This is a genomic window from Xanthomonas melonis, from assembly GCF_020783655.1.
In the GTDB taxonomy this organism is placed as follows: Bacteria; Pseudomonadota; Gammaproteobacteria; order Xanthomonadales; family Xanthomonadaceae; genus Xanthomonas; species Xanthomonas melonis.
Genome location: NZ_JAJGQH010000009.1, coordinates 14,790 through 34,787, shown reverse-complemented (window position 1 = coordinate 34,787; position 19,998 = coordinate 14,790). Strand labels below are relative to the sequence as shown.

The following is a 19,998-nucleotide window of genomic DNA, read 5'->3' as shown; positions in this document are numbered from 1 at the left end:
GATGGTCGGAGCGTTGCCAGCCATCTTCGCACGCTTGATCGACGCACCCGATCCATCCGGCCGACGCACCTAGCAGCCAGGCTCACGCCCGGCCGCATAGCGCAGGCCCTGCCGCAGCTGGGCCAGAAACTCTGCATTCGCATACACCGCCGCATCGTGGCCCAGCCCGGTGTACCAGGCACGGCCACCGTCGAAGGCATGACACCAGGCGATGGGATGGTCGGCGCTCATCGTGCCGCCGGCATACAGCCGCTCGTCCACCGTGGCGATCACCTGCACCTGCCCGCGCGGATTGTGCCGGTAGTTGTAGATCTCGTCGGTGATCGGCCAGCTCTTGCCGACCGCCTGCCCCTCTCGCTCAGGCTGCACACGGGTGGACTGCAGCCCCGGCGGATGCCCCTTGAACCAGGCCCCGACCAACTGCCCGTACCACGGCCACTGGTAGCCGGTATCGGCGGCCGAATGCACGCCCAGAAAGCCACCACCCCGACGAACGAATCCTTCGAACGCCTGCTGCTGCGCCGGCGCCAGAATCTCCCCGGTGGTGCTGGCGAACGCCACTACGCGATAGCGCGCCAGGTTGTCGGCAGTGAAGACATCCGCGTCCTCGCTATGGTCGGCCGCCATGCCCTCCTCAGCCGCCAGCTGGCGCAATGTCGCCACAGCCGTCGGAATCGACTCATGCCGGAACCCGGCGGTCTTGCTGAAGATCAACATCCGCTCCGGAGCGGACGCAGCCGTGGCGGCGGATGAGGCGAGCATGCAGATCAGGGTGAGCAGGAGTCTGTGCATGCGGGCATTGTTGCGCAATCCTGCTCTGGACACACGACCGTGGCGACAAGTACCTGCGGCTGCCACCGACGTTCGATCGCACCTTCGATATACGATACCGATACCCGGCAAGCCATCAGTGAACATGCGGGCAAGATCTCGGTAAGCCGCTCATTTTTTCGACTGGTCCTTTGACCCCGAACCATCCGTGTGCGGCACGCTTGTGTCATCCGGTACAGACAGGCGCCGCATGTAACTTACGCTGCGGCCTTCGTAGCGTCCGCCACCGGTAGGGCGAAAGGCCGATAGCGATGACCGCTCATAAGTGTCCTCACGCACGATGAATCCTCCCGGCGAGCGACCCACGAATCGCTCCAGATTGGTATCGGCCGCCTGATTGGCCTGCGTCGGCGCATGCACCGTGCTACCGGGCAAACCGGTAAAACTATAAGCCGACTGATGAGTTTGCTCGTAGCGCAGGTTTGGAACTGGCAGCTCCTCGCCGGTGGACATCGGCGGAGGACTTCTTGGCCGCGGCGTGTCGTTTGCTGTCCTCGTACCGGAGTGATCGGCACCGGTGACCTCGGTGTAGGTCACGTCCTGTCCCGTGCGGTAGCCGGTATTCGCAGTTCGACTACTGAAATGCAGCATCGATCTGCCGGTACTCCTGGAGCGCTGCAGCATCTGCTGCGCCAGTGCAGGCAGCTCATCTTCACTGGCGTAGGTTCTCGCCGTGCTATCGATGATTCTCTCGATCTCCCGACGCGCCTGTGTCGACGTGTAATACCTTCCATCATTCCCTTGGGTCAAGGGTCGATAGAGCGACGGCGTGATGTCTCCAACGATCAGCGTTGGCCTGTCATGTCCATATGCGGAATTCAGCAGCGCCCCCATCTCGGACTGCGCACGCTGCTGAATCCGCGCCGATCTCTGCCGCTTGACGACACCGTCATTGGAAACGTTGTCGCTCCCCCGAGATAATCCGTTACCCTGACGCTTGAGCAGCATCCTGCGGCGACTACAGGTGGGCATATGGTCGTGCGCACTTCCGTACAGCTGCTGACCGCATTCTTCGCAAGACCCCATGACAATGCTCTCCGGTTCGACTCATCGATATCTACTGAACGCGCCGCGTTGCAGCGCTGCGCCGCCAAGATCACATGCCCCACAGTGGAACCAACGACGACGCCGGGGCGATCAATCAGACGCGCCATCGACGGGATAGGCCATATGCCCGGTGTGTCGACTGGCCCACGTTTGTCATTGATCTCAACACATTCCCAATGCGCGTTACGCCCCTGATTCCGGCGTCATGCGCAAAGATGCTTGGCTGCGGTTTGCCAGGCTCCCAACTCCCCCGGGTGATCGAAGGAGTAATAGATTTCCTGACCAGGTTGCAAGAGGTTGTCCAGCGCGCTCTGACATTTAGTACAAGGCGACATCTCGATGTACATCGCCAGAATTGTGGGAATAGAGGGTTCGTCGGCAATTGCGTTCCATAAGGCGGTCAGTTCGCCGTGGGCGCAGGCATTTGCGACATCGACCCCGTTGACCTTGAACGGGATGCGAATGCGGCTATTTCCAAAGACGTTGTCGACTTCTCCTCCGTGCGTTATGTACGCCACGAAGGAACAACATGAGCCCGCACCGATACCGGTGATACCGCCATTGTCCCTGGACTGGACGACTTCGCGCTTCTTCCGCAGGCACGCCTGGACCACACCATTGGCGCTGTTTATATCGTAGGTAACCTTGATCAAAACTGGCATTTCATCACTCCTCTGTTGATGGCGATCCATCGCTTCTGCATCCCTTCTCGATATCCGTGTCTGCGCGCCTTTCCATGACTGCCCGCTCGTGGCTGTCGGTAGGCTACCGAAGCGCATGTATCGCACAGCGACGCTTCGCTCAGCTGGCAAATTTGGAGATGACATCGCTACGGAGACGGCGGAAGCGTAGCGGAAACGGGCCAGGTCGATTTGGAAAATAACCTAACACCTTTACTCCGACTATGGCCCGGTGTTGTAGACAATTTCGTTTCCAACATCCGCTGCTGCGCCGACCGCCATACCGATGGCCTTGATCGTGTACAAAATCTCGACACTGTTTCTGGTCTCGGGAATTCCTGTGATTAGGGTCGGAATCGTCTTGCTCCACTGGTCCTTGGATCGCCGACTCTCCGGAATGGACATTGTCAACCTCAACCCTGAGTCTGCAAATGACTTTGTCATACGCGAGGTTTCGTCGCTCGACAGATCTGGATCAAAAGCGAGGCGCCGGGGAACGACATTGGCCAGACAATGCAGTGCGAATCCTCGATTATTCAAGGCAACCCACGTTCCTGCATGTAAATGCAGACGGATTCTCAGATCGGTACTTTTCTTTGGCTCGCCACGCAACACCTTGGCAACATCCTTGATTTCCTTATTGGCAACCCACTCCGGCTGGCCAACGTAATGGCTTTGGAAGTGCCGATTAACGGTGTACTGGCTGAAGCCTATTGTGCTTATCTTGAGCGGACGGCATCCTGCATCCCCGCTCAGCCTCTCAACCAACACCTTGCGCGATGTTGTTCCTGCAACGATTGCGTCTTTGCTGGAAATCAGTCCCTGCACGCGCCGAATGATCTCACCCAGCCACGCCCGGCGGTAGTCGAGTGCAAGTCCAGCCCACCTACCCCCCAGGCAATACGTTTCTAGATCCTCGCAAAGAACAATACCCTCGTTTCTTTCCGCACCGCTAAGATTGTTGTAGCTATATTCGATCAAGTCATCATAAGCGCTCTTGATCTCAGCTTCATTCACCGCTGGCATGTCAGGACCTATTGGAGTGTGCGTAAGAGGGAATCAACTGAATCTGAGCCTGAGTATGTCTGCTGTCTGGGCGACGGTGAGTCGCGCCATGCTCGCCATCCCGAGTACCAGCCTTGGAGAATGTCCGCTGACGACATATGCCGGATCGCTGTAGACGACGGTCATGGTCATGCAGCTTTTGATCAACGGATAGATAATATCTTCGCCATACGCGTGACATGCGCCGGCCTGGCCCTCGATAAGCTGCATCACATACTCTCCTGGCCGAGTGCATCGTCAGTGGCATAACGGGAGCACCAGCTTCCAAGGGCCGCCCACGTGCAATACGCTTCAAGCCAGTCAGAACACATAGCGGAAGTCCTTATCGGTAGCGTCGACCCTTGCTCTCTTGATCGGCTCGCCCTCAATCAACCGGTCTAAGAATTCACGCGAAATCTCCGGCAACATAGAATTCGTCAAAATCGCATCGATCATCCGCCCGCCCGATTCGCTTTCGGTACACCGACTCACCACCAGCTCCACCACCGAGTTGTCGTACTCGAACGGAATCCTGTAGCGCTCCTCGATCCGTCGCTTGATCCGGTTCAACTGCAGCCGCACGATCTGGCCGAGCATGTCATTGCTCAGCGGGTAATACGGAATCGCCACCAGGCGCCCGAGCAAGGCCGGCGGGAACACCTTCAACAGCGGTTCGCGAATAGCCTTGGCCATGCCTTCGGGATCCGGCATCAGTTCCGGGTCCTTGCACAGGCTGGCGATGAGGTCGGTGCCGGCGTTGCTGGTGAGAATGATCAAGGTGTTGCGGAAGTCGATGCGGCGGCCTTCGCCGTCCTCCATCCAGCCCTTGTCGAAGACCTGGAAGAACAGTTCGTGGACGTCCGGGTGGGCTTTTTCCACCTCGTCCAGCAGCACCACCGAGTACGGCTTGCGCCGAACGGCTTCGGTGAGCACGCCGCCTTCGCCGTAACCGACATAGCCCGGCGGTGCGCCCTTGAGCGAGGAGACGGTGTGCGCTTCCTGGTACTCGCTCATGTTGATGGTGATCAGGTTCTGTTCGCCGCCGTACAAGGTTTCGGCCAGCGCGAGCGCGGTTTCGGTCTTGCCCACGCCGGAGGTGCCGGCGAGCAGGAACACGCCGATCGGTTTGTCCGGGTTGTCCAGGCCGGCGCGGCTGGTCTGGATGCGCCTGGCGATCATCTCCATGGCGTGGTCCTGGCCGATGACGCGCTTGGCCAGCAACTCGGGCAGGCGCAGCACGGTGTCGATCTCGTTGCGCGCCATGCGCCCGACCGGGATGCCGGTCCAGTCGGCGACCACGGCGGCCACCGCCTGGTAGTCGACCGTGGGCAGGATCAACGGCGATTCGCCCTGCAACGCGGCCAGTTCGGCCTGCACCAGTTGCAGGCGTGCCAGCAGCGTGTCGCGGTCCACGTGGGCAGGCGCTTCGAGTACCGCGGTGTCGCCGGACGCGACCTGCTCGGCAGCCGCCTCCGCTTCCAACGCACTGCCAGTGCCTTCGACTGGCGCGTGGCCGCCACGCAGTTGCGCACGCAGCGACAGCAGCTCGTCGACCAAGGTCTTCTCGGCCGCCCAGCGTTGTTCCAGCTCCTGCAGCCGGCTGTGCTCGCTGGCCAGCAGGCCGGCACATGCAGTAGCGCGCTCGTCGACCACGATGCCGATGGCACGCTCGCGCGCGATGATGGCGTGCTCGGTGTCCAGCGCTTCGATTCGGCGGCGGCTATCATCCACTTCGGCCGGCGTGGCATGCAGGCTCACCGCCACGCGCGCGCAGGCGGTATCGAGCAGGCTCACCGATTTGTCCGGCAGCTGGCGGGCGGGGATATAGCGGTGACTGAGCTTGACCGCCGCTTCCAGCGCCTCGTCCAGGATCTGCACGCGGTGGTGCTGCTCCATCATCGAGGCGACGCCGCGCATCATGCGCACGGCCTTGGCCTCGTCCGGCTCGTCCACCTGCACGGCCTGGAAGCGCCGCGTCAGTGCGGGATCCTTTTCGATGTATTTCTTGTACTCGGCAAAGGTGGTGGCACCCACCGTGCGCAGCGTGCCGCGCGCCAGCGCCGGCTTGAGCAGATTCGCCGCATCGCCGGTGCCGGCCGCGCCACCGGCGCCGACCAGGGTGTGGGTTTCGTCGACAAACAGAATGATCGGCTTGGGGCTGGCCTGCACTTCATCGATGACTGCGCGCAGGCGCTGTTCGAACTCGCCCTTCATGCTGGCGCCGGCCTGCAGCAGGCCCACATCCAGCACGCGCAGTTGCACGTCCTTCAATGCCGGCGGCACGTCGCCGCGTGCGATGCGTTGCGCGAAGCCTTCCACCACCGCGGTCTTGCCGACACCGGCTTCGCCGACCAGGATCGGGTTGTTCTGCCGGCGGCGCATCAGGATGTCGACCACCTGGCGGATCTCGTCGTCGCGGCCGATGATCGGATCCAGCTTGCCCTCGCGCGCCTGTGCGGTGAGGTCGGTGGTGAATTTCTTCAGCGCTTCCTGCTTGCCCATCGCCGCCGGTGCGATGGCACCGCTCGCCTCGCCCGGTGCAGCGGTCTGACCAAGCGAAAATCCATCGCTGGGCAGCAGGCCCTCTTCCGGCGATCCGGCCACGATCTGCGCGAAATGCTCGCTCAGCGCCGCAGGCTTGAGATTGTCGAACTCCCTGGAGATCGCCAGCAACGCATTGCGCAAGCCGCGCACGCTCAGAATGCCGACCACCAGATAGCCGGTGCGCACCTGCGCTTCACCAAAACTCAGTGAGGCATACACCCACCCGCGCTCCACCGCTTCTTCGATATTGGCCGACAAATCGGTCACGGCGGTGGAGCCGCGCGGCAGGCCGTCCAGCGCGGCGGTGACATCGCGCGCCAGCGCGGACGGGTTGAGCTGGAAGTGCTTGACGATGCGGTGCAGGTCCGAATCCTGCAGCTGCAGCAACTGATGCAGCCAGTGCACCAACTCCACGTACGGGTTGCCGCGCAGCTTGCAGAACACGGTGGCGCTTTCGATGCCGCGATACGCCAGCGGGTTGAGCTTGCCGAACAGGGCATTGCGGGAGATCTCGGCCATGATGCGTCCTTCGAAGTCGGTACGTTGCGTATGAGCGAAAGTGAGAGCCGTGCGGGTCAGCCAGAGGGGCGTAGCAACACGTCGTCGGCGTCGGCGATGCTCCAGGCACGGCGGCCGAGCCAGCTGTCCAGGCCCAGCCGGCTGTTGCGTGCTAGCTGCGGGGTGGGCACCTCGTCGGCCTTGAGCAGCAACTGCAGTTCCCAGCCGAATTCGTCGCCCAGATAGGCGCGCACCGCAGCGGTAAGCTGGCGCAGCGCTTGGCCACCGGGCAGGAAACGCTGGAACACGATGCGTGGCAATGGCCCCAGACGGATGCGCACGCGCTGCTGCGCGCCGCGCACCTGTGCGCCGACCACGCTATCCACACCCAACTGCGCAGTGCGTGGGCCCTGGCCCAACCGCAGCTGCGCGTCGGCCGGCAGCCGCATCCATTCGGCAATGAATTCCTGCACCTGCACCGGCCACTCGAACAATTGCTGCAGCAGGGCACGCAAGCCTTCCGGCGTGCGGGTGACCGCGCCCAGACGTCCGGCGTGGTACCGGCGCGCATCGTCGGGCAGTGCATCGCGCTCGCGCAGGTGCGGGCTGGCAATGCCCACCAAGGCATCCAGCCACGCGCGGAACTGGTCGGTTGCCGGGCGTTCGGCCTGCACGGCAGGCTGCGCCTGCGCCCAGGCGCGATAGAACAGGCTCAGCATGCGGTGATGAAACACATCGGCAAAGGCGGCGAAGGTGCCGTCCTTGGCCTGCTGCGCACGCTCGATGGCGTATTCGGTCAGGTGCAACGGCAACGGGGCATTCGGGCCGAACAGACCAAGAAACAGGCTGTGCAAGGCGGCCGGCCGGTCTTCCCGCGCCGGCGTGTACCGGTCCAGTGCATGCGGAGCGAACGCCAGCGACGGCGTGTGGCGCAGGCGCACCATGTCGTCCGCCACACGGGCGGATTCGCCCAGGCGCGGATGCTGCGGATGGCAGCGCTCGAGCGCGCGCAAGGCCGCGAACGGGCTGAAATCCTGTGGGCGGGTCTGCAGCGCCTGTGCCAGCGCCGCAGCCGCCGCGCTCACAGGCGCGGGCGCGTGCCGGGCTGGGCTGGCCATCGGGCCACCTCGTTGCGTTCGGTGGTGCGCAGCACGGTTTCGGTGAAGGAATTCACCGAGACATAGCGCGCAAAGAAGTGCCGCAGCACCGCGGCCAGCAGGAAGGCGCCGGTGCCTTCGAACGCAGCATCCTCGCAGGTGAGGGTGATCTCCAGTCCGCGGCCGAAGGTGATCGGGCCGGGCACCGGAATGCGCCGCACGATCGGTGTGCCGCTCACCTGTTTGATGCCTTCGATCTGGCGTTGCGCGGCGGCATCGAACGGATCGCAGTACAGGGTGAGGATTTCGCGCAGCGCGGCCACGCCATTGGGCCCGTCTTCGAACAACGACAGGTAATTGAGCTGCAACTGGCTGAGCAAGCGCCAGGCGGTCTGCCCGTCGGAGAGTGCGGGGCGCGGCTTGGTCGGCCCGGCCACACAGCGCACGCTGTGCACCGGCACGCCGCTGTCCATGGTGAAGTCGGTCGCACCCTTGCCCACCGGCATGTGCAGCGGCAGGTCGCGGTTGCTGCACCACAGCTGCAGGCCCAGCTGGCGCAGGCTGCTGGCCTGCGCCTGGTCATTGGCATCGACCAGGCTGACGAACACCTCGCTGCCCACGTAACTGGAGCGCGCGCCGTCGCGCCGTTGCCGCGCCGACAACACCCGCGGCTCGCGGCGCACGGTGTAGAACGCGCCATGCCGCGCGTGCCAGCTGCATGCGTCGCCGCCATAGAACGGCGTGTAGCGCTGCTCCGGCTCCTGACGGTCGCCGAAGCCTTCCACCTCGCCCAGGTGATGGATCTCGAAATCCATCGGCCGGGTGCGGTCGGCCAGCACGTGGTACTCATGCGCGCCAGGCTGCAGGTGGATGCGATCGGCACGGCGCGGGAACAGGTTGATCGCCGGCGTGCAGAACAGTTTGATGTGTTCGGCACTCAGCGCCGCCGCCAGGCTGGGCACGCTGCGCTCCAGCAGCACGACCAGCTCGACGCTGCTGCCGTGCAGGCGGCGCAGCGCAGTGCGCAATCCGGCGAACTCGGCGAACTGGAAGCGCTCCGGGCAGGCGAAGTATTCCTGCAGCAACCGATAACCGCTGAACGAGCGGCCATCGTAAGGAATCAATGCATCGGCGTCGTCGAAACCGCGCATCTGCAAGCTGTGCGCAGCCAGCATGGTTTCCACGCTGCCACCGCCGGCGTCGCTGCCACGCACCACCACCGCGCTGGTGTCGGCGTGCAGTTGTTCGTACAGCCGCTTGGGCAGGCCATCGGCACCGGCGAGGAAGATCGGCAGGCGATCTAGCGCCAGTGCCTGCACCTGTGCGCCACCCACCAGCTCCAGCCGCAGGCGGATACCCGCACGCACCGTGCGCCCTGCCGGCAAGCCGATGCCGGCGGCCGCCAGCGCGGCCGGCGAGTCCAGATACTTGGCTTCGGCCACCTGCAGCGGCCACAGCGTCACCGCGTGCGCGGTGCGGAACTCGCAGGCGGTGCGCTCACCTGCGCCGATCAGGCTGCGCAGCGCGCTGTGGCGCGGCACCGTCACCCCGGCCGCCAGGCCGCTGTCCTTGAGGTCCGGCTGCAACTGCACCACTGCCATCGATGGCAGCGGCGCCAGGTAGTGCGGATAGACCATTTCCAGCAGGTGCTGGGTGAACACCGGATACTGCGCATCCAGCTTGAGCTGCACGCGCGCGGCCAGGAACGCGAAGCCTTCGAGCAGGCGCTCCACGTACGGGTCGGCACATTCGAAAGCGTCCAGCCCGAGCCGGCCGGCGATCTTGGGGTACTCGCGTGCGAACTCGGCGCCCATGTCGCGCACATGCTGCAATTCGCGGCTGTAGTACGGGAGCAGGCGCGGGTCCATGTCAGCCATGCCCTTCGACGACATCGAGCCGGCCGGTTTCCAGGTCCAGCGCGGTCTTCAGGTAGAGATTCAGCGGCAGCGGCTGCGCCCACATCTCCGATTCGATGGTGAACAGCAGCGAGCGCCGGTCCATGCGCGTGGTATCGGCATGCACGCTGACCCGTAACGTGTCGGGGATCAGGCGTGGCTCGAAGGCCAGGATCGCCTCGCGGAGACGCTGCTGCAGCGCCGCCGCATCGATGCCGGTGACCGCCACGCCGGCCAGATCCGGAATGCCGAAATTGAGCACCGAACGCTGCACCTGCGGATACGCGCCCAATGGATGGCTGGTATCCAGATTGACCGCATTCAACAACCACGACAGATCGCGGATCACGCACTCGCGCAGGCGTGTGGCCGAGATCACCCGCTGCTCGCGGCTCTCCTCGCATTGGCTGGGCGCGGCATCGGTGAGCCGGTCCAGCAGCGAGGGCTGCAGGCGTTCGGTGGTGGTGAGTTCGGCCATGTGCTGTCAGCCCAGATCGAACTGCAGATGGCGCACGTCCAGCAGTGCCACCTCGCGCGCGTCGGTGCTCCACATGCGCTGACCCAGGCCGATCTCGCCCTGCGCGCCCTGCGTCCACTCCGTGCGGCGCGCCAGCTGCAGCTCGCCCGCATCCAGATGTTCGCTGCCGGGGTAGCGCACCGGCATGTAGGCCAGCGCCTGCCCGCCATTGCGCCACAACACGCTCACCGGCGCCCACACGGTATCGCGCAGATCCACCGGCGCTTCGAAGCGCAGCTGATGGATCTGCTGCAGCGGCGCCCAGGCATAGCCGCTGTCGAGCATGAGTTCGATGCACGGACCGAAGCGCGTATCGGCGTCGGACAGCCATTCGAAGCGTTCGCCATCGAGCGCGCCTGCGCTTGCCGGCGCCAGTTCGAAGGCCTGCGCACGCAAGGCGCTCGCCTGCTCGCCATGCCCCTGCGCAGACAGACGCAAGGCCTGCAGATGCAACGCCAGCCACTCGGCGGGCTCGCCGATCACATGCGGCAACTGGGTGCCGGCAAACACCTGCGCGCGTGTCTGCTCGCCCTGCAACACGGTGAGATACGTCTGCACCAACGGCTGCATGGTGCCATCCAGCTCACCGCAGGCGCGCAGCTGGTCGGCCGCACGTGACCATTGGCCCAGCACCGCCAGCAGCTGAAACAGGAACACGCGCTGCGCGGCATCGGCCGGCTGCCGGCGTACCTGCTGCACCAGCTGCTGCAGTGCCTGCGCCGGCTCGCCGCGGGCGAGCAAGGTCTGTGCGGTGGCATCCATCGCGCATGTCCTCGTCGAAAAAGGGGGCGGCGCCGATCGCAGCACCGCCGGTCAATACCTGGCAGAGATCAGGGCAGCCAGCGCACTGCCGCGCGGCGTTGCCGGAACGGCGCAAGCGCGGCCGCGTCGCCAGCATGTCGTGTGGTACATGCTGACCTAGGACCTGGGCCGCGCACCCTGCGCTCGTGCGGTCTTAATGCGCCTGGCCCTACGCCTTGGCGACACCCTGGATGTCGTAGGTGAATTCCTTCGCGCCGCCCTGCGCCGCGCCCTTGTCGTCCTGCGGCTGGAAGCCGTACTTGAACTTGCCGAAGTGCAGGGTCACATTCTCGGTCAGACGGTCTTCGCCGCCGGAACCACCGGTGGACAGCGAGGTGATCAGCACGCCTTCGCTCAGTTCCAGGGTAAGAAAGTCGCTCTGCTCGCCGGTGGCGTTGGTGACGTACAGCCAGGCGTTCTCTACCCGCGCGCCGGTGCACACTGCATCCAGCAGCGCGTTGGAGCAGCCGTCCACGTACTTGGTGATGGAGATGTCCTGCACGTGCGCCTTGCCGCCGCTGGCCGAACCGCCACCGGTATGCAGGTCGCCGGAATTGCTCGCGCCCCACGACCACGCCAGGATCGGAATCTCGCCCTTGTGCTTCTTGTGGTTGGACGCGCCTTCGATCTTGACCTTGCCGCTGCCGAACTTGATGTGCATGTCGAACGCCATGGAACTGCTCCTTCAATGAAAGTGACAACACAGGGGTGGCGCAACGCGCGGTGGCATTGCGCCCATGACGCGGATGCGTCGGATCAGGCCTTGGCGGCCGAAGGCAGGCGCGAGACCAGGCGCAGCGACACGGTCAGGCCTTCGAGCTGGTAATGCGGCTTGAGGAAGAACTTGGAGCTGTAATAGCCCGGCGCGCCTTCCACTTCCTCCACCACCACTTCGGCCGCGGCCAAGGGCTTGCGCGCCTTGGTTTCCTCGCTGGAGTTGGACGGATCGCCATCGATGTACTGGGTCACCCAACGCGTCAGCCAGCTCTGCATCTGCTCGCGATCGGAGAACGAGCCGATCTTGTCGCGCACGATGCACTTGAGGTAATGCGCGAACCGGCAGCAGGCGAACATGTAGGGAAGACGTGCGCCCAGTGCCGCATTGGCGGTGGCATCCGGGTCGTCATACTCGTCTGGCTTGTTCAACGATTGCGCGCTGATGAAGGCCGCCATGTCCGAGTTCTTGCGGTGCACCAGCGGCATCAGGCCCATCTTGTCCAGCTCGGCCGAACGACGGTCGGTGATCGCCACTTCGGTGGGGCACTTCATGTCCACACCACCGTCGTCGGTGGGGAAGGTGTGCGTGGGCAGCCCCTCCACCGCGCCGCCGGACTCGATACCACGAATGCGCGAGCACCAGCCGTATTGCTTGAACGAGCGGTTGATGTTCACCGCCATCGCATACGCAGCGTTCTGCCAGGTGTATTTGCCCGAATCGGCACCGGCGGTGTCTTCCTCGAAATCGAACTCGTCCACCGGGCTGGTGGCCGCGCCGTAGGGCAGCCGCGAGAGCGTGCGCGGCATCGCCAGGCCGATGTACTTGGAGTCTTCCGATTCGCGCAGCGAGCGCCACGCGGCGTAATCGGGTGTGGAGAAGATCTTGGCCAGATCGCGCGGGTTGGACAGCTCGTTCCAGCTGTCCATGCCCATCAGTTTCGGCGCGGCGGCGGCGATGAACGGCGCGTGCGCGGCTGCGGCCACCTGCGCGATGCCGTTGAGCAATTCCACGTCCGGCGGGCTCTGGTCGAAGTAGTAATCGCCGACCAGGCAGCCATACGGCTCGCCGCCGAGCTGGCCGTATTCCTGCTCGTAGACCTTCTTGAAGATCGGGCTCTGATCCCAGGCGGTGCCCTTGTAGCGCTTGAGTACCTTGCCCAGTTCCTTCTTGCTGATGTTCAGCACGCGGATCTTGAGCTGCTGGTCGGTTTCGGTGTTGTTGACCAGATAGTGCAGGCCGCGCCAGGCGCCTTCCAGCTGCTGCAGATCCGGGTGGTGCAGGATCTGGTTGAGCTGTTCGGTGAGCGTGCGGTCGATCTCGGCGATATAGGCCTTGATGGTCTGCGACACGTCCTCGCCGACCACATCGCTGCGCGCGAGCACCTGCTCGGCCAGCGTGCGGACCGCCGATTCCACTTCTTCCTTGGCGCGTTCGCTCTTGGGGCGGAACTCGCGGTTGAGCAGCGCGGCGAAATCGCCTTGCTCGGCTGTTTCGGTGCTGCTGCTGGCCAGTGCGGCTTCGGTGGCGGACATGGCGTCAGGCTCCTTCCGGCTCGGAGGCGGGCTTGGCCGCCGACACCAGCGACTGCAGCAGCGCCGGGTCGCGGATGGCGTTGGCGATCAGCTGCTCGGCACCGGCCTTGCCATCCATGTAGGTATCCAGGTTGGCCAGCTGGGTGCGCGCTTCCAGCAACTTGGCCAGCGGCGCGACCTTGCGGGCGATCGCGGCCGGCGAGAAGTCGTCCATGCTCTCGAAGGTGATGTCCACCGCCAGTTCGCCTTCGCCGGTCAGCGTGTTGGGCACCTTGAATTGCGCACGCGGGCGCATCGACTGCAGGCGGCTGTCGAAGTTGTCGACATCGATCTCCAGCGCCTTGCGCTCGTCCAGCGACGGCAGCTCGCCGGCATTGGCGCCGGACAGGTCCGACATCACGCCCATCACGAACGGAATCTGCACCTTCTTCTGCGCGCCGTAGACCTCCACGTCGTATTCGATCTGCACCCGTGGTGCCCTGTTGCGGGCGATGAACTTCTGACTGCTGGCCATGCCTGATCTCCGATTGAGCTTGCCCGTTGCGCCACCGTGTCGGGCACGGGCGCTGCCGTGTGGCTTGGATGTCGCCGGCCCGGCGAATGGCCTGCGGCCTGCGTGCGACGCCGGTGCTGCGGGCCATCCCGCAACTGCCGCGCACCACGCGGACCGAAGCGGCAGGCCGTGCGATGACGCTTTCTCAGCGCTGCGGCGAGTCTAGGAACGGCCCGCAACGCTCACCCGACAAATCGTCTCAATCGCATCGATGCGTGATGCCCCACCGGGTTCGTGAAAGGCGCGTGATGGGTTGCCGCCGCTTTTTTCGGTTGATCCAGGGACAGGCCCCGGGGAGTGGGCCGGAGGCAGCACCACATGAGCATGGGTTACTACAGCGCCATCGTTCCGCAGGCGTGCGCGACCATGGACGCGCAGACGCCGTTGATGATCGATCTGCTGGCATACATCGAACAGCATATCGGCGAAGCCGAACTCGGCACCGATTCGCTGCAGCAGGCATTCGCGCTCTCGCGCGCCTCGTTGTATCGGCTATTCCAGTCGCGCGGCGGGGTGGCCAGCTATATCCGCGAGCAGCGGCTGTGCACTGCGCATCGCTATCTGCAGGCCTATCCGGACTGCAGCCTGACCTGGCTGTTGTATGAGATGGGGTTCGCCTCGGAGCGGCAGTTCCAGCGGGCCTTCCAGCAGCGCTTCGGCATGCCGCCGATGCAGTGGCGACGCCAGTGCCGCGCCAGGCCGCACGCACCGGCGCCGCGCCGCGGCCACTACATGCCGATGTGGCGTTTCATGCGCGAGCTGAGCCAGGACGCACCGGCCCCGACGGCTGCCACACCGCGCAACGGTGTGTCAGCCAGCCACGGCGCGCCGCTGGTGCACGCCGAGGCGCTGCGCCGGCTGGCACGGCCGGCGCAGAACACGGCGGCCCGAGTGGAATCGATGGACGCCTGAGCGCTGGTTGGGGCGCGCTGCGTTGGAGCGCGCCTGCATGCGCAATGGAGCGGGTCGGCAGCGCCCCGTCGCCCCTCTACGCTGGATCTGCAGGCAACCACGGTGCGACGCTCCTGTTGGCACCGCAGGGTCGCTGCGTCAGCGGATCACCAGCACCGGGATCGTGCTGTGGGTCAGCACCTCCACCGTCTGGCTGCCCAGCAGCATGCGCCGCATGCCGCGGCGGCCATGCGAGGTCATGATGATCAGATCGCTCTTGCACTCCTCGGCGGTCTGCACGATGCCTTCGGCCGCGAAGCGGTCCAGCACGTGGCGCGCGTTGGCCTTGAGGTTGGCGGCGGCCGCCAGCTCCAGCGCCGGGCGCAGGATCTTCTCGGCGGCCGCCTCGCGCTCCTTGCGGTATTCCGGGCTCGCCTCGTATCCCACGCTCCAGCCCATCGCGTCGTACATGCCCATTGCCCATGGCTCGGACACGGTGACGATATCCACGCTGGCCCCGGTGGCCTTGGCCAGTTCCAGGCCCTGGAACAGCCCCCGATGCGAAAGCTCGGATGCATCGATGGCGATGAGAATGCGTTTGTACATGATGACCTCCTGCAAGGCGGCATTGCTGCCGATGGGTGAGTACACGGTGGCATATGCGGGTGTGCGCGACCTTGATGCGGATCAGTGCGGCGATCGCGGCGGCATGCGCTGGCGTGGCGCAGATGTGCTCGCTGCTGCTTGGTTCGTGGCGCTGTGGCTGTATCCGTTGACTGCGTTGGCGACAACGTCGACAGCAGGGTGTCATGGGTGCAATGGGCAATGCATCGAGCGATGCACCAATGGGCTGCGGGGCGCATGCGACGCGGACGATCCATGGCGCGATGCCATGCCGCCATGACCGCACATCTGCCCGGGATTGCCGCCGGATGCTGACGCGGCCGTGCAGGGTGCACGCCGGCGCACCCGCTAGCCGTGCCAACAGCTCAGACCGGCGCGGCGACCCGGGTACCGATGCGAACGAAGGCCTCCACCCCATCCGCCCTTCGGGCACCTTCCCCCGCAAGCGGGGGAAGGAGGCCATACGGGTGTACGGCGAGGTGCATGTCTTACACGCGCGGGAAATCACACGAACACGCGAGTTTGCCCCGCTCCCGCCCGCGGAAGAGGGGGGGGTGGGGGCACGACTGCGGCGGGGAGATTTCAACGGCCGGCTGGCAGTGTCATCCCAGGCGCTACCTGTTCTCAATGCAGGGTCGGTGAAGGCTTGTTCCAGCGCAAGCAACGTCCATCTTTCGAGACGGCACGGCACCGCCGGAAGCAAACCCGGCTACACCACCGTCAGGTTCGCGTAGGCCATCACCAGCCACTTGGCGCCGACGTCGTCGAACTGCACCTGCACCCGGGCATGCGCGCCGGCGCCTTCGTAATCGACGACCACGCCGCCGCCGAACTTGGGATGCTCGACATTGGCGCCGAGCTTGATCGGTGCCGTCTCCACGATGCCATGCACCGGGCCGCCGCGTGCCGCACCCAGCGATGCGGTGCGCGAGACCTGTACCTTCGGGCGGACTTCGTTGAGCAGCTCACGCGGAATCTCGCGCAGGAAGCGCGAGGGCACGTTGTAGTTGTCCTGGCCGTGGATGCGCCGCGATTCGGCGTAGCACAGCACCAGCTTCTGCCGCGCGCGGGTAATGCCCACATAGGCCAGGCGGCGCTCCTCTTCCAGCCGGCCGCTTTCCTCCAGCGAGCGTGCACTCGGGAACAGGCCGTCTTCCAGACCGACCAGGAACACGATCGGAAACTCCAGGCCCTTGGCCGAATGCAGCGTCATCAACTGCACGCCTTCCTCGCCGGCCTGCGCCTGGCCTTCACCGGCCTCCAGCGAGGCGTAGGCCAGGAACGCGACCAGTTCGGTCATGCCCTGGCTGTCTTCGTCGTCCGGACGGGTGAAGCGCGAGGCCACCGAGACCAGTTCGTCCAGGTTCTCGGTACGCGATTCCGAATCCAGCCCACCGCGACTTTCCTTGGCCCAGTGCTCGCGCAGGCCCGAGCGCACCAGCACGTGGTCGATGCGTTCGGCCAGGTCCATCTGCCCGGTCTCGGCATGCAGCTGGCCGACCAGGCTCAGGAAGCCGGCCAGGGCGTTGCGCGCGCGCGCGGCCAGGCTGTTCTCCTGCGTGGCCAGCATCGCCGCTTCCCACAACGACAGCGCATTGGCGCGCGCCAGCCGGCGTACTTCGTCCAGCGTACGGTCGCCGATGCCGCGCGTGGGCGTGTTGACTGCGCGTTCGAACGCGGCGTCGTCGCTGCGGTTGGTGAGCAGGCGCAGGTAGGCCAGTGCGTCCTTGATTTCGGCACGCTCGAAGAAGCGCATGCCGCCATACACGCGGTACGGCAGCTGCTCGGAGATCAGCGCCTCTTCCAGCGCGCGCGACTGCGCGTTACTGCGGTACAGCACCGCCACTTCGCCATAGCTGCCGCCATCGCGCACCCATTGGCGCGCGCGCTCGACCACGTAACGCGCTTCGTCCACTTCGTTGTAGGCCGCATACAGATCGATCGGATCGCCGTCGCCCGAATCGGTCCACAGCTGCTTGCCGATCCGGTCGGGGTTGTGCGCGATCACCGCATTGGCCGCGCCCAGGATATTGGCGCTGGAACGGTAGTTCTGCTCCAGCCGCACGGTCTGCGCACCGGGGAAATCCTTCAGGAACTTCTGGACGTTCTCGACCTTGGCGCCGCGCCAGCCATAGATGGCCTGGTCGTCGTCGCCCACCACGAACACATTGCCCGATTCACCGGCCAGCACGCGCACGAAGGCGTACTGGATGGCGTTGGTGTCCTGGAACTCGTCCACCAGGATTTCGCGAAAGCGCGCGCGGTAATGCGCCAGCAGCGCCGGGGTATCGCGCAGCAACTCATGCGCGCGCAGCAGCAACTCGGCGAAGTCCAGCAGGCCGGAGCGGTCGCAGCGTTCCTGGTAGGCGGCGTAGACCTGCCGGCGCACCTCGGTCCAGTCGTCGTTGGGCTCGGGCTGGATGTGCTGCGGACGGCGGCCTTCGTCCTTCTGCTCGTTGATCCACCAGCTCATCTGCTTGGGCGGATACTTGCCCTCGTCCAGCTCCAGCGCCTGCACCACGCGCTTGACCAGCCGCAGCTGATCGTCGCTGTCCATCACCTGGAAGCCTTCCGGCAGCCGCGCATCCTGCCAGTGCAGACGCAGCAGCCGGTGCGCCAGTCCATGGAAGGTGCCGATCCACATCCCGCGGCTGCCGTTGCGCAGCTGCAGGTCGGTGCGGTGGCGCATTTCGCCGGCGGCCTTGTTGGTGAAGGTCACCGCGAAGATGCCGTGCGGAGGCACGCCCTGGACTTCGTTGAGCCAGGCGATGCGATGGATCAGCACGCGCGTCTTGCCGGAGCCGGCGCCGGCCAGCACCAGGTAATGCCCCGGCGGCGCGGAAACGGCCTCGCGCTGGGCGGGGTTCAGATGATCGAGCAAATGAGAGACATCCACCGGCGCATTTTACCGGTTGTGACGTCGCTGCGGCTGAGATTGCGATGAAGGGGTTGGGATTGCTGCCCCATCCGCCCTTCGGGCACCTTCCCCCGCAGGCGGGTGAAGGCAGGATAGTGGTTGCTCTGCCGCCTGCCAGAGAAGGCGGGGCGCTGATTGTTTTACCGCCTGCAAGAGCGCAGGCGGATGCTCGCCGTGGCAGAGCCCCTCTCCCGCCGGGAGAGGGGTTGGGGAGAGGGGTTGGGGTGAGGGTCCGGGGCGAAGCAGTGGTCGCGTCACCTCTGCAGGCGCGTGGCGACGCGTTTATCAGTGCAGAGACTGGCGACTCTCTGCGGCGCCCCTCATCCGCCCCTTCGGGGCACCTTCTCCCGAGGGGAGAAGGGAACAACGCCCGGCATTACCAACACATCCCGCGCAATCGCCGCAGCCTGCTCGCGCAATTCCGGCACCGCCAGGCTCTCCCATAGCGAGCCGATGCGCAGGCTGCCGATCACGCGCAGCCGCGGATCGGCCCGCCCTTCGGCATCGATCAGGCTGCCGTCGGCAGCGGTGTCCATGCCGATGCCATGCGGGCCGGCCACCGCGATCCCCTGCCCCAGCAGCTGCTGCAACAATGGATTGCGCATCGCCTGCACGCGCATTTCCACGCCGGTGGCGTTGACCAGCGTCTGCACATCCAGCTGCAAGGCATGCCCGGCGCTGGCGGCACCGGCACTCACGCGGACGCAGGCGCCCACTTCGAAGGCCACGTCCAGCCGCGCGCGGTGCAGCTGCAGTTGTCCACGCGCCTGCATCGCCTGCAGTTGCGCATACACCGGCGCGGCGATGCGGTGGCGGTGCACATCCCAGTAGCGCACCACATGCCGCAGGAAACGGCGCTGATCGTCCAGCGACAGCGTCTGCCACAGCGCCTGACTCAACGGACGGATCCGCTCCATCACGCTTTGCCACGGCACCCCTTGCGCCCCTGCCTCACGCGCCTGCTGGCGCAGGCGACGCAGGCGTGCGCGTAGCGGCAAGCCCAGCAGCGGTTGAGGGTCGAAGTCGGCCAGCGCGCCATGCGCATGCGGCAATGGCAGCAAGCCGTGCCGCGAGACCACATGCACCGCGCCGCGGTGCGCCTGCGCAGCCAGCGTCACCACGGTGTCGGCCATGCTCAGGCCGGAGCCGACGATACAGACTGCGGCCTCCGGCGGTAACGCCGCCACCGCCCCGGTGTCCCAGGCTTCCACCCGCTGGGTGCCCGACAAGCCGGTGGCGCCGCGCACCGGCAGCGGCCGCAGCGCGTTGCCCACCGCCAACACCACCGCGGCAGCCAGCACCGTGTGTCCATCGTCCAGCTGCAACAACGCACCGGTGGCGCTGGGTTGCAGGGTCTGCACGCGTGCGGTGTGCACACGCAGGGTGGCCGGGCTGGCACCACGTGCGGCCTGCAGGCGATCGCGCAGATACGCTGCGTAATGCCTGCGCCCGACGAACTGCAGCGGCAGCTGTGCATCGTCCAGCTCCGCGCAACATCCCTGCATGCGCAGGTAGTCGACGAAATCCTGCGGCACATCCACCAGCGCACTCATGCGGCCGGCCGGTACGTTCAACAGGTGCTCGGGGCGCGTGGTGGAATACGCCACGCCCTCGCCCAGCACCGCATGCGGTTCGATCAACACGATCTGCACCGGTGTGGTCGCCTGCTGCAACAGCTGCACTGCCACCAGCACACCGGATGCGCCACCGCCGACGATGACGATCACCGCGTCGCCGGAATTGTGCAGTTCACTCATACCGCAAGTGTAGGCGATGCCTGCGTCGCGCCGATGACCGCTGCGCGACCGG

At 65.4% G+C, this 19,998-nt stretch carries 17 protein-coding genes and 1 pseudogene; 2 read left to right on the top strand and 16 right to left on the bottom strand.

All coding sequences use genetic code 11. The features are described 5' to 3' along the window. Positions 1-69: 69 nt before the first annotated feature. The 13 genes from LL964_RS10400 to tssB form a co-directional block, all read right to left on the bottom strand. On the bottom strand, positions 70-792 hold the full coding sequence (locus LL964_RS10400; protein ID WP_104587791.1) for a ThuA domain-containing protein: 723 nt from the start codon (positions 790-792) through the stop codon (positions 70-72). A gap of 150 nt (positions 793-942) precedes the next feature. Then, positions 943-1,779, bottom strand: coding sequence for a hypothetical protein (locus LL964_RS10395; protein ID WP_146092379.1), 837 nt, complete (start codon positions 1,777-1,779; stop codon positions 943-945). A gap of 302 nt (positions 1,780-2,081) precedes the next feature. Next, the gene (locus LL964_RS10390; RefSeq protein ID WP_104587792.1) at positions 2,082-2,540 is read right to left on the bottom strand and encodes a hypothetical protein; all 459 of its coding nucleotides are present in this window, start codon (positions 2,538-2,540) and stop codon (positions 2,082-2,084) included. A 240-nt stretch (positions 2,541-2,780) separates the two neighbouring features. Then, the gene (locus LL964_RS10385) at positions 2,781-3,575 is read right to left on the bottom strand and encodes a hypothetical protein (protein WP_146092380.1); all 795 of its coding nucleotides are present in this window, start codon (positions 3,573-3,575) and stop codon (positions 2,781-2,783) included. A 42-nt stretch (positions 3,576-3,617) separates the two neighbouring features. Next, positions 3,618-3,833 (bottom strand): hypothetical protein, encoded by a 216-nt coding sequence (locus tag LL964_RS10380; protein WP_104587794.1) that lies wholly within the window; start codon positions 3,831-3,833, stop codon positions 3,618-3,620. A gap of 90 nt (positions 3,834-3,923) precedes the next feature. After that, the gene (gene tssH / locus LL964_RS10375; protein WP_104587795.1) at positions 3,924-6,665 is read right to left on the bottom strand and encodes a type VI secretion system ATPase TssH; all 2,742 of its coding nucleotides are present in this window, start codon (positions 6,663-6,665) and stop codon (positions 3,924-3,926) included. A 56-nt stretch (positions 6,666-6,721) separates the two neighbouring features. Then, positions 6,722-7,762, bottom strand: coding sequence for a type VI secretion system baseplate subunit TssG (tssG, locus tag LL964_RS10370; protein WP_104587796.1), 1,041 nt, complete (start codon positions 7,760-7,762; stop codon positions 6,722-6,724). Next, entirely contained in the window at positions 7,726-9,609 is a 1,884-nt protein-coding gene (gene tssF, locus LL964_RS10365) for a type VI secretion system baseplate subunit TssF (RefSeq protein ID WP_104587797.1), read from the bottom strand. The genes tssG and tssF overlap by 37 nt, the downstream gene beginning before the upstream one ends. 1 nt (position 9,610) lies before the next feature. Then, complete coding sequence (gene tssE, locus LL964_RS10360; RefSeq protein WP_104587798.1) at positions 9,611-10,114, bottom strand: type VI secretion system baseplate subunit TssE; 504 nt, start codon at positions 10,112-10,114, stop codon at positions 9,611-9,613. A gap of 6 nt (positions 10,115-10,120) precedes the next feature. Beyond that, positions 10,121-10,915 (bottom strand): type VI secretion system accessory protein TagJ, encoded by a 795-nt coding sequence (locus LL964_RS10355; protein ID WP_104587799.1) that lies wholly within the window; start codon positions 10,913-10,915, stop codon positions 10,121-10,123. A 208-nt stretch (positions 10,916-11,123) separates the two neighbouring features. After that, complete coding sequence (locus LL964_RS10350) at positions 11,124-11,627, bottom strand: Hcp family type VI secretion system effector (protein WP_104587800.1); 504 nt, start codon at positions 11,625-11,627, stop codon at positions 11,124-11,126. A gap of 83 nt (positions 11,628-11,710) precedes the next feature. Next, positions 11,711-13,204, bottom strand: coding sequence for a type VI secretion system contractile sheath large subunit (gene tssC / locus LL964_RS10345; protein ID WP_104587801.1), 1,494 nt, complete (start codon positions 13,202-13,204; stop codon positions 11,711-11,713). A 4-nt stretch (positions 13,205-13,208) separates the two neighbouring features. After that, entirely contained in the window at positions 13,209-13,718 is a 510-nt protein-coding gene (tssB, locus tag LL964_RS10340) for a type VI secretion system contractile sheath small subunit (protein WP_008572540.1), read from the bottom strand. 292 nt (positions 13,719-14,010) lie between these two features. Here tssB and tagK point away from each other — a divergent pair. Next, positions 14,011-14,669 (top strand): annotated as a pseudogene (gene tagK, locus LL964_RS10335) (transcriptional regulator TagK). A 138-nt stretch (positions 14,670-14,807) separates the two neighbouring features. Here the strand turns inward: tagK and LL964_RS10330 are convergent. Further along, entirely contained in the window at positions 14,808-15,254 is a 447-nt protein-coding gene (locus LL964_RS10330) for a universal stress protein (protein WP_104587802.1), read from the bottom strand. Here LL964_RS10330 and LL964_RS10325 point away from each other — a divergent pair. Beyond that, entirely contained in the window at positions 15,247-15,552 is a 306-nt protein-coding gene (locus LL964_RS10325; RefSeq protein ID WP_146092381.1) for a hypothetical protein, read from the top strand. The two genes, LL964_RS10330 and LL964_RS10325, sit on opposite strands and share 8 nt — an antisense overlap. 429 nt (positions 15,553-15,981) lie before the next feature. Here LL964_RS10325 and uvrD read toward each other — a convergent pair whose 3' ends face one another. Together uvrD and LL964_RS10315 are read right to left on the bottom strand one after the other, a co-directional pair. Then, the gene (uvrD, locus tag LL964_RS10320) at positions 15,982-18,168 is read right to left on the bottom strand and encodes a DNA helicase II (RefSeq protein WP_104587804.1); all 2,187 of its coding nucleotides are present in this window, start codon (positions 18,166-18,168) and stop codon (positions 15,982-15,984) included. Positions 18,169-18,509: 341 nt separating this feature from the next. Then, positions 18,510-19,946, bottom strand: coding sequence for an FAD/NAD(P)-binding protein (locus tag LL964_RS10315; protein ID WP_104587805.1), 1,437 nt, complete (start codon positions 19,944-19,946; stop codon positions 18,510-18,512). Between the last annotated feature and the right edge of the window lie 52 nt (positions 19,947-19,998).